The organism is Bacteroides mucinivorans, assembly GCF_034654355.2.
Classification (GTDB): Bacteria; Bacteroidota; Bacteroidia; order Bacteroidales; family Bacteroidaceae; genus Bacteroides; species Bacteroides nordii.
In genome coordinates this window covers 3,515,761-3,529,670 of sequence record NZ_CP178179.1, presented here as the reverse complement: position 1 = coordinate 3,529,670, position 13,910 = coordinate 3,515,761, and the positions used below count along the sequence as shown (strand labels likewise).

General features: G+C 38.6%; 10 protein-coding genes. 8 read left to right on the top strand and 2 right to left on the bottom strand.

Annotation, left to right across the window (positions count from 1 at the left end):
• Positions 1-24: 24 nt before the first annotated feature.
• Both VCM39_RS13675 and VCM39_RS13670 read right to left on the bottom strand, forming a co-directional pair.
• Positions 25-2,247: a DUF3869 domain-containing protein gene (locus VCM39_RS13675; RefSeq protein WP_322933704.1), complete on the bottom strand. Its 2,223-nt coding sequence runs from the start codon at positions 2,245-2,247 to the stop codon at positions 25-27.
• A gap of 16 nt (positions 2,248-2,263) precedes the next feature.
• The gene (locus VCM39_RS13670) at positions 2,264-3,292 is read right to left on the bottom strand and encodes a hypothetical protein (RefSeq protein WP_323674026.1); all 1,029 of its coding nucleotides are present in this window, start codon (positions 3,290-3,292) and stop codon (positions 2,264-2,266) included.
• A gap of 372 nt (positions 3,293-3,664) precedes the next feature.
• Between VCM39_RS13670 and VCM39_RS13665 the strand changes: the two genes are divergently transcribed.
• The 8 genes from VCM39_RS13665 (at position 3,665) to VCM39_RS13630 (ending at position 13,823) form a co-directional block, all read left to right on the top strand.
• Entirely contained in the window at positions 3,665-4,807 is a 1,143-nt protein-coding gene (locus tag VCM39_RS13665) for a site-specific integrase (protein WP_221648762.1), read from the top strand.
• A gap of 440 nt (positions 4,808-5,247) precedes the next feature.
• Positions 5,248-6,492: a hypothetical protein gene (locus VCM39_RS13660; RefSeq protein ID WP_323674024.1), complete on the top strand. Its 1,245-nt coding sequence runs from the start codon at positions 5,248-5,250 to the stop codon at positions 6,490-6,492.
• 10 nt (positions 6,493-6,502) lie between these two features.
• Complete coding sequence (locus VCM39_RS13655) at positions 6,503-8,362, top strand: carboxypeptidase-like regulatory domain-containing protein (protein WP_221648760.1); 1,860 nt, start codon at positions 6,503-6,505, stop codon at positions 8,360-8,362.
• A gap of 45 nt (positions 8,363-8,407) precedes the next feature.
• Positions 8,408-9,154 (top strand): YjbH domain-containing protein, encoded by a 747-nt coding sequence (locus VCM39_RS13650; protein WP_002561646.1) that lies wholly within the window; start codon positions 8,408-8,410, stop codon positions 9,152-9,154.
• A 63-nt stretch (positions 9,155-9,217) separates the two neighbouring features.
• The gene (locus VCM39_RS13645; RefSeq protein ID WP_322933707.1) at positions 9,218-10,423 is read left to right on the top strand and encodes an OmpA family protein; all 1,206 of its coding nucleotides are present in this window, start codon (positions 9,218-9,220) and stop codon (positions 10,421-10,423) included.
• A gap of 120 nt (positions 10,424-10,543) precedes the next feature.
• Entirely contained in the window at positions 10,544-10,960 is a 417-nt protein-coding gene (ruvX, locus tag VCM39_RS13640) for a Holliday junction resolvase RuvX (protein WP_002561644.1), read from the top strand.
• Between the two features lie 44 nt (positions 10,961-11,004).
• The gene (def, locus tag VCM39_RS13635) at positions 11,005-11,559 is read left to right on the top strand and encodes a peptide deformylase (RefSeq protein ID WP_221648758.1); all 555 of its coding nucleotides are present in this window, start codon (positions 11,005-11,007) and stop codon (positions 11,557-11,559) included.
• Between the two features lie 218 nt (positions 11,560-11,777).
• Positions 11,778-13,823 (top strand): tetratricopeptide repeat protein, encoded by a 2,046-nt coding sequence (locus tag VCM39_RS13630; RefSeq protein WP_322933708.1) that lies wholly within the window; start codon positions 11,778-11,780, stop codon positions 13,821-13,823.
• Positions 13,824-13,910: the final 87 nt, after the last annotated feature.

The window sequence follows — 13,910 nt, the reverse complement described above, 5'->3', positions numbered from 1 at the left end:
ATTCAATTATATAAACAATGCTTCTTATTCAGCGTTGATGATACCACCACCTGCATTCAAGTCTTCGCCATGACCATGTCCGTGACCAGTAGTGTAGATTGGCTTAACTGTTGCAGAAATAATCTTACTGATTTTTACTTTAACAGGAATTGCTTCTGAAGCTCCGGTCTTTGTGACGTAGATAGTGCTGGTATAAGTAATTTGAGTACGATATACTTCAAATCCGGTTACTTGAGCATAAGCAGGAATTACCATTTCTGCAGAAGTTTTCTGTTTTGTATAATTCGGAGTCGGAAGTATATTTAAGTTGTTTGATTTAATCATCTTAGTCATCATGTCAGTAACAAAAGCTGTGGTTGACTGGTTAGAGCCTGCCAACTGATCGGCAACTGCCAGAGATGGAGTGGTAATTGTCGGTTTGCTTTCGTCGTATGGAGCGTATTTCATACCACCATCATAAGTTATATTTACGATAACTGGCTGTGCTGCAGCGCCTGTGAAACAAGGTTTATTGATGATGATAGGCGCAAGTGTAACACTGTCGACTGACATTTTTTCAACACCATATTTAGAATCAAATCCGAATTTGAATTTAGAGAAGTGTTTTACTGCTCCTTCAAATTTACCGTTTTTGAATGTTGCTTTTGTATCTCCTTTTTTCCAAGTACCATCAGCTTGTTCATACAGAATGTTCAGATCAAAATCCGGAGTTTCGGTAATTGCAATTGGTGATTCAAATTTCACCTCTAATGGAGTTGTGAAGATAGTACCTGTAGGTTCTCCAGTATAAACACGGGTAGCTGCCGTTGCTTTTTCTGCAGCAGGGTCACGGGTGATGACTACATTCTTAGCTTCTCCGGTAGCATAAACAATAACACCAGCCGGAATAGTGATCTGGTCTACTTCTTCTTTGGTAGAGGAAGAAGAACCTTCGCCGGTAGCAATTGTTGATGCAACTTCCACTACTTTAGGAGTTTCTACTTTAACACTTGCTACATTCTCAATGCTCTCAATCTTACCTTCATCCTTCATATTCTGTATGATATCAGCTACTTCCTCAGGTTTAACTTCTGCGGCTGCAACATCTTCGGGCTTCATTATGTTAGTTACTGCATCTTTAATTTCTTCTACAGTAGCTTCGTCACCAGCCTTTTCTACTTCTTTGATATCTGCATCTTCTACAGGAACTTCAATTGTTTCGCTACCACCGGTGCTAACATCTTCGTCAGGTACATCTCCTCCATTTACTGGTTTCAAATTACCCATGATGGTAATTGTTGAAGTAACGGGAGTAGTACTGCTACCTACTACTGGTAAAATCAGGAAGCTGGTTGCAAATGGTTTGTAGTTAGCTTGGGTGCAGTTGATAGTACCTATCGTAGCAGCCGGAACATAGTTGCTGGTAAGCTCGAAATAGAACAGGCCTTTAGTTGTTTTTGTAGAGTTACTATAACCCGTTTTGGTTGTCATTTTTACATTAACATCGTTAGCACCTGTACCATTATCATTGTACAAATTACCTTGTACGTAATAAACAGGATCGATAATTGTCGGTTTGTCAGCTTCTTTCTCCATGATAACGCCAACTTTAACTTCTACTGTCTGTATTTCTGTGCTTGGACCTTCTTCGGGTGCTACAGCAGATACATAGATTGTAGCCAATGCAGGCATATAACCATCAGCAGTAATGTATGCTTCGTAAGTTCCTATGGTAGTCGTTGTGAATTCAAATTTACTTGTACCAACTGCACCTGCTGGTTGTGTAGGGGCACCGGATACATAAATTGTTTTGATGTTCACAGCATTGCCTGCTACGTCAGTTACTGAACCTTTGATGAGGTACTCAACTTTTTTGTACGTAACTGGCTCTTCTTCTCCTTCACCAAGTCTCAACGCTGCGTTTACAGTGTAAACAGTAGTTGTTCCTTTGTCCTTTTTGTCTACATAGACAGAAGTAGTTGCGGACACATGATCTGCTGCTTCAAACTTAATGATGTTAGTTCCTTCTGTTGCAGTAACCGTATATGAGCCATCTGTTCCAACAGTAACTCCATTGACTTTTGCAGAAGGTAGAATGTCTCCTGTACTTTCGTCTGTCACAATACCTTTGATCAGATAAATCGGATCTTGTGTACTTGGAGCAGGCACATCAATCTCTTCTTTTTCGTAGCAACTGGCGAACGCGCCGCAGATTGCTACCAACATTAACGCCAGCTTGACGTTAAAACCGAAAAATTTACTTTTCATTTTCATCTCAATAAAATTAATAATTTGATAATTCTGATTTAATAAAATATGGGTTAAAACTATTATTCTGCATTATATTGTCGTCAGGCATAGCTCTGTAGCCTTTATAATAATATTGTTCGTTTCCTGCATTGTAGCTCATTCCCATATCTTTGGAAGGTATGATTCTGGGAAGATATCCTCTGCGTTTATATTTATAAGGGGGGAGGGCTATCTGAAAACGGAATCCTCCGTTTGCTTTGACACCCTCTGCTTTCATGGCATAAAATCCTATGGATGCATAACGGAAATGTCTGATTATATCTAATTTAACCCCTTTTTCTCCTAATAAATATTGTTCAACTTTCATCGTTGTCTCTACATTGTATTGTGGCCAGTAGAAGCTTGCTCCTAATGACCATGTAATGCGTTTCTTTGTGCCATAATGCATCGTAAATCCTTCCCAATATCCGGCTCCGGTACATCCTATTCTTCCTGATAATGTGAATCGTTCATCCCATATGCAATGATGGTCAACTTTCAAATCGACGCCATATCTTTCATTACTAAAGTGCCCTATAGTCAATGTTCCCCAAATATTATAAGGCAGTCTTACGCTTTGTGACAGGCCAACAAACCCCGGGCGTACTTTACCGTATAAATAAGGATATCCATCATTATATATAGGTATCACCATCTGTGCTGTCAACTTCATCCCTTTCCATAATGAAACTTCAATAGCAGGAGATAAATTGAACAACACTTGGTATATCTGCGTTATCACTAAGTTTTTTAATGATAACTCGGGGTATATTGTAATATCTACTTTAAACAGTGAACTATTTTTTTTCTTACCTTTTGTTGCTTGTCTCCAGTTTTTGCCCAGATTATAACTAACTTCCCAGTCTTGTCGATTTATTTCAGGGATGCTATCACCTATAACTGGCTGATAATAAAGCGAAATTTGCGGAATATTATTATCCAGGAAAATAAGTCTGCATGGCTTATTATGTGGATATGCAGATAGGCACAACTGTAAATCTACTAAACAATAGTAATTTGCTATATTGCTGTATATTATATGATTTTATTACAAGAAAATAAATAGATATAAAGAACGTTATATTAAGTATAATAGCAGTACTACTGTTACTTATTTGTTACTATTTATTCGCATAAGGAGGTTTATATTTTTTTCTTTTACCTTATAAAGAATAATTCATTATCCAAATTCAAGAGAAACCATGCATAGGCGTACAAAACGGGCCATTGCATTGTGATACTTTATTCCTTATTAATCAGTCCTAATAGTAATAAACGTTATAACATAAACAATAGAAATAAGTACTACGTTCTAATTACCCTTTATGAAGGGTGTTACCAGTTTGTTACTCCAAACAGAAAGGTGTATATATTAATGATAGGTTAGTAGACAGATATGAAAAAGAAACTTAGAATAAAGGAACCGATTAAACTTCGGTCAAAACAATTGTCGAATGGGTGTTTATCACTTTATCTCGATATTTATATGGATAAAAAGCGGAGATATGAATTTTTGAAACTTTATATTATTCCGGAGAATAACCGGATAGATAAGGATAGAAATGCAGAAACGCTTAAATTGGCTAATGCTATTAAAGCTCAGAAGATTGTAGCATTACAAAATGGTAAATTTGGTTTCGATGCAAATAAAAACAGGTCAAACATGTTACTTACTGACTACATCTGCTATTTAGCAAATAGAGACATAGTTCAAAAGGCAAAACGAACTTTGATGAATACCTTGATTCACCATCTTCAGAGATATGATAAAAGTGGAATTTCATTAAAAGCTGTTGATAAAGATTACATATTAGGGTTTATGGAGTACTTAAAGTCTGCAACTCAGAAACATAGTAAAAAAGAAAAGTTGATCAATGTGAATAGCCAGATATGCTATCTAAAAGAGTTAAACTATTGCTTAAAATATGCAGTTGTTGAAGATGTTTTATCTACAAACCCGATGAATAAAATAAAAAATGAAGATAAACCTAAACGAAAAAGAACAGAACGGGAATATTTGACCATGGACGAAATACGCCTGCTATCTCAAACTCATTTCTATAACGAAATGTTAAAAAGAGCCTTCCTATTCAGCTGCTTTTGTGGCTTAAGACACTCGGATATTGCTGCATTGACTTGGGAGAACCTCAGGAAAGATAAAGCTGGTAATACTCAATTACATATAATACAGCAAAAAACTCAAGAAATAATATCTCTCCCTCTTAGTCCTGAAGCATTAAAACAGTTACCTAAGAGAGGTAAAGCATTGGATACCGACCGGGTTTTTAACGGTTTGATATCCTTGGGAAGAACCAATGAAATATTATCTCGTTGGGGAAAGGACGCAGGGATACAAAAACATATCACTTTTCACGTTGCGAGACATACCCACGCGACTATGATGATCACTTTGGGAGCTGATATATATACTGTTTCGAAATTGTTAGGACATACAAATATTCAGACAACTCAGATCTATGCAAAGATTGTAGATGAGAGCAAAAGTAAAGCAATTGCCCTCATTCCTGAGATAACATAATGCTGATTATCAGCATTTAGAGAATATATATATCATTGATTATAAAAGTACGTACTCTTATATATATAAAGTACGTATTTAAGTCATAGTTAAATACGTACTTTTGGACTATAAAAGTACGTACTTTTGATTCTATAATATAATAAGCTCTTGTTGTGTGGTAATTAAAAATAACATTAATACTCTTTCCCCTTCTTTATTGAACTACATTTTTACCTTCATATGTGCAGCTGCAACCACCTTAAAGAGCACTATCGTTTGTAACATTCAGAAAGGATATTACCAATTTGGTATCTATTTTTAGAAATTCGTAACAAGAATAAAAAAATATAATACAATATTTTGATTTTTCGTGTAAAATTCTTTGGTATTATTAAAAATGTACCTATTTTTGCGTCGTATTTCGCATCATAAAGATGACGCTAAGATAAAACTAAAGAATGGGATATAAAGTCTCTTACATGTGGAAAGGCCTAAATAATAGCGATATAACACGCTGTGTAGCGATCTTTTTATTCTGTTTGCTTTCCTCAAAGGGAATGAGCCAAACAGGAGAAGAAACTGTTAACACTTTAGTTGGGATGGGGTTTGAGAATGTAGGTTGGCATGAAGATGACAAAGAACGTGTTTATGTGATGGAGAATACAGCCTATCGCTTGAATGGAGTAGGAATTGGTAAAGCTGTTGACGTTGTTCAAAGGATGGGTTTACCACATAATAAGCCATGTCGGTTAATTTTTTTGGACAATAATGTTCCTCAGATATCATTGTATTATCAGCCAACGATTACTGATAGTATCTCTGAGGCTGATCGGAAAGATTGGGAAGTTAGCTATGATCTTGGAAAAAACTGGAGAAAACAGGTTAAAGGAAAGAAATTAAATAGCTCTTTGTTTAAGGTAGATATTACAGTATATCCGGAGTTGTCATTAAAGAATTTGGTAATAACTCAGATTTATCAAGTGCTGTTTAATTTGTCTCCGGCTATTGAAGTTTCGTTTTGGAAAGGGATGAAGTTGACTGCGCAAATGGTGATTCCTGTATATAATGACGGGTATGGATCGCGTGCGGGTAAAGTACACCCGGGATTTCTTACTCTGCAACAAACTGTTCGGCTGCCTTATAACATATGGGGTACGTTGGCAGTTGGTACTTTTAATGCCGGGAGATATGGGGCTGATTTGAAGTTGTTTCATCCGTTCAAGGATGAACGTTTTAGCGTAGAGGGACGGATAGGGACAACCGGGACTTATTATTGGGATGGTTTTGAGTATGTATATGGAAGTAAACAAAGGCTAACGTGGAGTATTGGGGGCAGTTTTTATTGGCCCCAGTTTAATTTGCAGACCACTGTGAAGGCCGAGCAATATATATTGGGAGAAAGAGGAGTGAGAGTTGATGTGACTCGTCATTTCCGTTACACTTCTATTGGCTTTTTTGCAATGAAAGCAGAAGGTGTAAGAGCAAATGGGGGATTTCGTTTCCAGATTGCTCTTCCACCTTATAAATATAAACGAAAGGGATATATCCCACGTGTGACTCCGTCGAAGAACATGGGAATAGCCTATAATGCAGGAAATGAGCGGTATTATTATAAAGGATACAGAAGTTCACCGGATGATAACATAATGAATAATAATAGTTTTAACCCATATTTTATTAAATCAGAATTACTAAATTTTTAATTTTATTGAGATGAAAAAGAAAAGTTTTTTTAGAAGCTTTAATGCTAAAACGGCATTATTTGCAGTAATGGTCTCCGGAGCTTTACTGACCGGATGCTATAAGGATGACGGATTGGATGTAGAAGGACCTACTGGTGAAACAACTTTGCCTGCAGCAACCTATACGTTGAATGGTACTGTTATTGATGGTAAAACAGGAGAAGCTATTGATGGTGCTACTATTACAGTAACTCCAAGCACTGCTTTCACCGCAAAGAGTAACTCATTTACAGCTACTGTAGCACCGGGTGATGTTACTATTTCTGTGACTAAAGACGGTTATAAACCAGTTTCAAAAATTGTAACGATCAATGCTATTGCTGCCGGACAATCTGCTGTGTATTCACAGATTATCAGCATGGTGTCAACTACAGTACCTCCTGTTAGCAAAGTAGCTAAATATGATGTATCTGCTATTGCATTCTCTGAAGATAATGTTTCTGTTGCAGCTACAGCTAAATTATATGATGTAACTGGAGCTACAGAAGTTGCTATGCAAAATGTGGCTGCTGGTGCTTACAAATTAGTGGTTACTCCTGCTGATCAGAACAAATATGATGTGTACACTTCAATTGTAACTTTGGATGAAGTAGTTGTACCTGCTGATTTTGAAGGAAACCTGAAGAAAGTATTTGTAGCTTATCTGACTGAGAAAGTTGCTCCGGTAGAAAATGTTACTTACTCATATCATTTCACTGATCTTAGTGGAAATCTTTTCAATGTACAGAGCGCAAGCCTGACAGTTGATGGCGAGGTAGTAGCTACTATGGCTGGTTACCATACAATTAAGTATACTCTTCCGAAAGCTGATGCTGAAGGTCATGAATTTGCTGTTGTTTATACCTATTTGGATGAAGCTGGTGTAGAAAGATATGGCCGTGCTGCATTTGCACCGGGTAAAACTACAGGTACTGCCAATATTGATACTTCTGCTACCTCTTCTCCTTCAACAGAAGTGGGAGTAGGCGAAGATGGCAAACTGGTTGCTGGTAGTACAGTAACTGATGGTGGTACAATTATCGTAGACAATAATATTATTGCTACAATCGATGGTACTCCTATTGCAGAACCTATTTCTATTCAGCGTAAAGTTGCAGAAGAACTGGAAGACGAAACTGCACTTCGTGTTTATGAGGGTACACCTGCTGGAACTGTATTCTCAGAACCTATCAAGATTGCATTCAAAGATATCTACGGAACAGAACTGGGTGATTTGACTTTGATGTATAAGGAAGGTGACAACTGGGTTGAAGATACTAAGGGCGGTTCTGTAACTACTGGTACTTCTACTTATACAATGAATGTAAAACACTTCTCTACCTTCAAGGCAGATGCAAAAATGACTACAGTAGAAGCTCCTTCAACAACAGATGTAGATACTAAGACAATTGAAGTGAACAAGAAAAATGATGCAGATGACAAGATTACTGTGAAAGTGAAAATGCAGGCTGTAATCGGAACTGAGTTCGAGACATCTATCGTTGATGCAGTGAAGAAAGCCGGATTTACAAATACAATGGCTATACAGAAAATTGCTGAAATGGTTGAAAGCCGTCTGTTGGCACTTGGTTTGAGCAATACAGGTATTACTGAATATGAACAAACTCAGGATTTCGAATTAGCAGGACGTACAGCTTTCGTATCATATGACAGAGCACGTACTTATAAACTGGAAAGCTTTACCTTCACAGTTAACGGAAAGAACGTAGTTATCAATACGAAAACTGCTGTTAAGACAGAACTGACGAATCCGATATTGACTTATTATGGTCACGGACACTCTCACGGTGGTGACAACCTTTCTGGTGGTGGTATCATTGACGCTGAATAAAGAGGCTAAAGTTTGAACTGAAAGCATAAATAGGGATATCTTAAAATGGGTAGAAAACGTATTTATATTATTTTATTACTTGTTAGTATACCTGTTATGCTTTCAGCTCAATTAACCTATGGAACCACAGGATTGCTGCATGCTCCTTCGGCAGAGATGCAGAAAGATAAAACAGTAATGCTGGGTGCCAATTTTATGAATAAGGAGATAACTCCTCCTAAGTGGTATTACCACACGTACAATTATTACCTGAATGTAACTATAATGCCCTGGCTGGAAGTAGCGTATACCTGTACACTTTTCAAAGCCGAAGCATTGGGACTAAAACCTTATGGTTATACAGGGTTTACGAATCAGGATCGGTATTTCTCAATCCGGTTGCGTGCTTTAAAGGAAGGCCAGTTTTGGAAATACACACCGGCTGTGGTGATAGGAACTTCGGATCCGTTCACATCTTCTGGTGAAGTGGTAGCTCCTACGGGTGGAAATGGATATTACAGCCGTTTTTATTTAGCTGCAACTAAGCACATTCAACTGGGGAAAGAGACAATCGGGGTACACCTCTCTTATTTATATAATAGGAGAAAAGATTACCATTTAAATGGAATTGCGGCAGGTATTACATACAATCCGTCTTTTCATCCGCAGTTGCGGTTAATTGCCGAATATGATTCGAAGGATTTTGCACTGGGTGCCACCTATTTGCTGTTCAATCATTTGCATGCGCAGGTGGAGTTTCAGAAAATGAAGTATTTCACTGGTGGGTTGATGTTCAGGTTTTGCCTGAAATAAGGCTGTTGCAAGGAATGAAAGTGAATAAGAATAAAAAGAGTTGAATATTAAAAACAAAAAACAATGAAAAATAAGTTAGTAATATTATCTTTATTGTTGGCGGGAACTGCTGCTTCGGTGTCTGCTCAGGAAAAAGAGAAGTACTACAGTGAAAACTGGAAGGACAATATCTTTGTGAGCGTTGGAGTGGGAGCACAGGCTTCAACCAATCCGGATTCCAAATTTAGCAAATCCATTACTCCGCTGATCAATGTATCGGTGGGTAAATTTATCAATCCTATCTGGGGATTTCGTGGACAGGTTTATGGATGGCAATCCAAACAGTTTACTGCATATCCGTTTTTGCAAACGGGTAACAAGGTAAAACGTAAAGAAAACTATGTTGGTGTCAACCTGGACGGAATGTTGAACCTGACCAACTTGTTCTGTGGTTACAAACCCGGACGTGTATTCGAAGGAATGCTTTTTGTTGGTCCTTCTATGAATGTCGTTAAGAACTATGATGGCTGGCAGCTCGGATATTCAACCGGTGAAGGTGTAGTTCAGCCTGACGGAAGTCTTTTGTATGAAACTAAGATAGATCCTGCAAAGACAACTCCGAACGATCATGAGTTGCGTTGGCTTGTAGGAGCAAGTGTCGGTTTGGGAGCTAAATTTAACATCAACCCTAAATGGGCTATTGATATAGAAGCTCGTGGACAGGTGACTCCTGCTATTTTGGGTGCATATAGTAGTGCAAGTACAGACGGTTATCTGCACTTAACAGCTGGTTTCACTTATACATTCGGCGGTAAGAAATTTGTTGCAGGAGGTAAAGTAGATCAGAGCGCTATCAATGATGAATTGAACAGATATCGCGACGAACTGGCACAGGCTCAGACGGATCTGGCAGATGCAAAGAATGCATTGGCTAATGCGAAACCTGTGACTAAGGAAGTTGTGAAGGAAGTAGAAGTAGCCGGTCCTCGTGCTATTTTCTTCCAGATTGGCAAGTCTAAGATTGACGACTATGGCATGGTTAACATCCAGTTGGCAGCTAAGATCCTGAAAGCTAATCCGGATAAGAAATATAAGATTGCCGGATATGCTGACAAGGCAACCGGTAGCTCTAAGTGGAATCAGAAACTGTCTGAAGCACGTGCTCAGGCCGTTTACGATGCACTTGTTAAAGAAGGCGTAAGCAAAGATCAGCTTGAATTGGTTGGCTTCGGTGGAACTGCCAATATGTTCGGTAAGAACTTCCTGAACCGTGTAGTGATTCTGGAATAAAATATGGGTTCTATAGAGCGAAAGCTTTGAATGAAAGAAAGGACGTCTGCAATAGACGTCCTTTTTTTTGTACCTCATGGGATGTAATCAAAATAATAATCGTATTTTTGTACCCCAATTATGAGTAGAATATTAGCAATAGATTATGGTAGGAAACGTACAGGACTTGCTGTTAGCGATACAATGCAGATTATCGCAAATGGTCTGACAACTGTGCCTACGCATGAGTTACTGGACTTTATAGCTGGTTATGTACAAAAAGAACCGGTAGAACGCATCATTATTGGTTTGCCCAAACAGATGAATAATGAAGTTTCTGAAAACATGAAGTATATTGAACCTTTTGTCCGTTTGCTGAAGAAAAAAATACCGGAAATGCCTGTTGAGTTTGTAGACGAACGCTTTACTTCTGTGTTGGCACATCGCACGATGCTGGAAGCCGGGTTGAAAAAGAAAGATCGTCAGAATAAGGCTTTGGTAGATGAAATCAGTGCTACTATTATCTTGCAAACATATCTCGAAAGTAAACGTTTTTAGTAAAGAGACAACCGTATAATATAAATAAGGAATAAGAAAGAAATATGATTTTACCAATTTACACATACGGCCAGCCTGTATTAAGAAAGGTGGCCGAAGATATTACGCCCGATTATCCGGAGCTGAAGAAGCTGATAGAGAATATGTTTGAAACAATGGTCCATGCCGATGGAGTTGGTCTTGCTGCCCCTCAAATCGGACTTCCTATCCGGGTTGTAACCATTACACTGGATCCGTTATCAGAAGATTATCCGGAGTTTAAAGATTTTAATCGTGCTTATATTAACCCTCACATCCTCGAAGTGGGAGGAGATGAAGTAGCAATGGAGGAGGGCTGCCTCAGCCTTCCGGGTATTCATGAAACAGTGAAAAGAGGAGATCGTATACGTGTGAAGTATATGGACGAGGATTTCGTTGAACACGATGAGGTGGTAGAAGGATACCTGGCCCGTGTGATGCAGCACGAGTTCGATCATCTGGATGGTAAAATGTTTATTGATCACATTTCTCCGCTTCGCAAACAGATGATAAAGGGAAAACTGAATACAATGCTGAAGGGAAAAGCCCGTAGCTCATATAAGATGAAACAAGTGAAGTGAGGGGGGATTTACGATTGGACGATTTGACGATTTACTATTTACGATTGATAAATGTTTTATTTATGAAAAAAAGTAACTTTAATCGTAAATTGTAAATCGTCAAATCGTAAATCTTCTTGGCTAAATACTCAAAAAATATAAAAAGTTAACCGATATCCCTGTTTAATAGCCGAAAAGCATTACTTTTGTTTCACTTATTAAGTAGTATTCAAAGGCCAATGATAAAAAAGATATTAGTAGCACTCATGCTACTGCCTACGCTGGTGTATGCTCAAATAAATACAGAGCGGGTAATGATGATTGCCCGTAATGCGCTTTATTTTGAAGACTATGTGCTCTCTATCCAATACTTTAATCAGGTAATCAATGCGAAACCTTATTTGTACGAGCCTTATTTTTTCAGAGGCTTGGCTAAAATAAATCTGGATGATTTTCAGGGTGCGGAGGCTGATTGTGATAAAGCTATCGAGCGTAATCCTTTTGTTGTGGGAGCTTACCAGATTCGAGGGTTGGCCCGTATCCGGCAGAATAAGTATGATGGTGCGATTGAAGATTATCAGAAAGCCCTGTTTTATGCACCGGAGAATGTTACGTTGTGGCACAATCTGACTTTATGCCATATTCAGAAAAAAGATTATAAAGCTGCAGAAGAAGATTTGGGTAAATTATTGGCCATATCTCCCAAATATACACGAGCCTATCTCATGCGTGGTGAAGTGGCTTTAAAACAGCAGGATACTATTAGGGCATTGAATGATTTTAATACAGCTATCGAGCTGGATAAATACGATCCGGATGCATGGTCGTCACGGGCTATTGTACAGTTACAACAATCCAAGTATGCAGAGGCTGAGTCCGATTTCAACCAGGCTATTCGTTTGAGTGCCCGGAATGCCGGGAATTATATTAATCGTGCTTTGGCTCGTTTCCATCAGAACAATCTGAGAGGGGCCATGAGCGACTATGACCTCGCTTTGGATATAGATCCAAACAATTTTATCGGGCATTATAACCGTGGTTTGCTGCGTGCACAAGTGGGAGATGACAACCGTGCTATTGAAGATTTTAACTTTGTGCTTGAAATAGAACCGGATAATATGATGGCTACCTTTAACCGTGGATTGTTGCGTGCACAAACGGGAGATTACCGGGGAGCGATCAAGGATTATACTACAGTTATTGATCAGTATCCTAACTTCCTGGCAGGTTATTATCAGCGTGCTGAAGCCAGAAAGAAAATAGGAGACCGCAAAGGAGCCGAAGCGGATGATTTCAAAATTATGAAAATGCAGCTCGATCGTCAGAATGGTGGTGTGTCAAATAAAGATGTGGCACAAAATAATAAAGATGATAAGGCTGAGAATAATGAAGATGAAGAAGACGAAGGCAAGACACGTAAGAAGTCGGATAAAAATATGAATAACTATCGTAAGATAGTGATAGCAGACGATTCTGAACAGGAACGGCAGTACAAGAGCGATTACCGGGGTAGAGTACAGGATCGTAACGTGAATATCAAGCCCGAACCGATGTTTGCACTTACTTATTATGAGAAGATGAGTGATGTGAAGCGTTCTGTGAACTATCATACTTACATTGACGAACTGAACCAGACGGGTATATTCCCGAAGCGTCTGCGTCTTACTAATATGGAAGCGCCGTTGACCGAAGAGCAGGTTAAGTTCCATTTTGCATTGATCGATGCCCATACTTCTGCCATTGTGGAAGATGAGAAGAGTGCTGCGAAACGTTTTGCCCGTGCGCTCGATTTTTATCTTGTACAGGATTTTACAAGCTCGGTTGACGACCTGACACAAGCCATCTTGCTGGACGATACATTCTTCCCTGCTTACTTTATGAGAGCTTTGGTGCGCTGTAAGCAGTTGGAGTATCAAAAAGCCGAAGAAGCTACAAGTGCCAAACAGGGCATCGATTCGTCTCATAAGGAGATCGGTGCGGTAGATTATGATGCGGTAATAGCAGATTTAAACCGTGTGATTGCTTTGGCACCCGATTTCGTTTATGCTTACTACAATCGTGCTAATGTGTTGGCAATGTTGAAAGATTATCGTTCTGCATTGGTCGATTATGACAAAGCCATCGAGTTGAATCACGATTTTGCAGATGCGTATTATAACCGTGGATTGACCCATATTTTCCTGGGTAATAATAAGCAAGGAATTACAGATTTGAGTAAGGCTGGTGAACTGGGGATTGTTTCGGCATACAATATTATTAAACGTTTCACCGATCAGATGGAATAACATTTTTTTTATAAATAATAGAAAACTCAAAAAGATTTAGCTATTTTTGCACCAAAAAGTGAAGTAAAGCTGCACCTTGGCATAAAA

What these genes read in the sequence shown, in the direction of transcription:
- VCM39_RS13675 (WP_322933704.1), bottom strand. Translation starts at nt 2,247, where the DNA reads ATGAAAAGTAAATTTTTCGGTTTTAACGTCAAGCTGGCGTTAATGTTG.
- VCM39_RS13665 (WP_221648762.1), top strand. Translation starts at nt 3,665, where the DNA reads ATGAAAAAGAAACTTAGAATAAAGGAACCGATTAAACTTCGGTCAAAA.
- VCM39_RS13660 (WP_323674024.1), top strand. Translation starts at nt 5,248, where the DNA reads ATGGGATATAAAGTCTCTTACATGTGGAAAGGCCTAAATAATAGCGAT.
- VCM39_RS13655 (WP_221648760.1), top strand. Translation starts at nt 6,503, where the DNA reads ATGAAAAAGAAAAGTTTTTTTAGAAGCTTTAATGCTAAAACGGCATTA.
- VCM39_RS13650 (WP_002561646.1), top strand. Translation starts at nt 8,408, where the DNA reads ATGGGTAGAAAACGTATTTATATTATTTTATTACTTGTTAGTATACCT.
- VCM39_RS13645 (WP_322933707.1), top strand. Translation starts at nt 9,218, where the DNA reads ATGAAAAATAAGTTAGTAATATTATCTTTATTGTTGGCGGGAACTGCT.
- ruvX (WP_002561644.1), top strand. Translation starts at nt 10,544, where the DNA reads ATGAGTAGAATATTAGCAATAGATTATGGTAGGAAACGTACAGGACTT.
- def (WP_221648758.1), top strand. Translation starts at nt 11,005, where the DNA reads ATGATTTTACCAATTTACACATACGGCCAGCCTGTATTAAGAAAGGTG.
- VCM39_RS13630 (WP_322933708.1), top strand. Translation starts at nt 11,778, where the DNA reads ATGATAAAAAAGATATTAGTAGCACTCATGCTACTGCCTACGCTGGTG.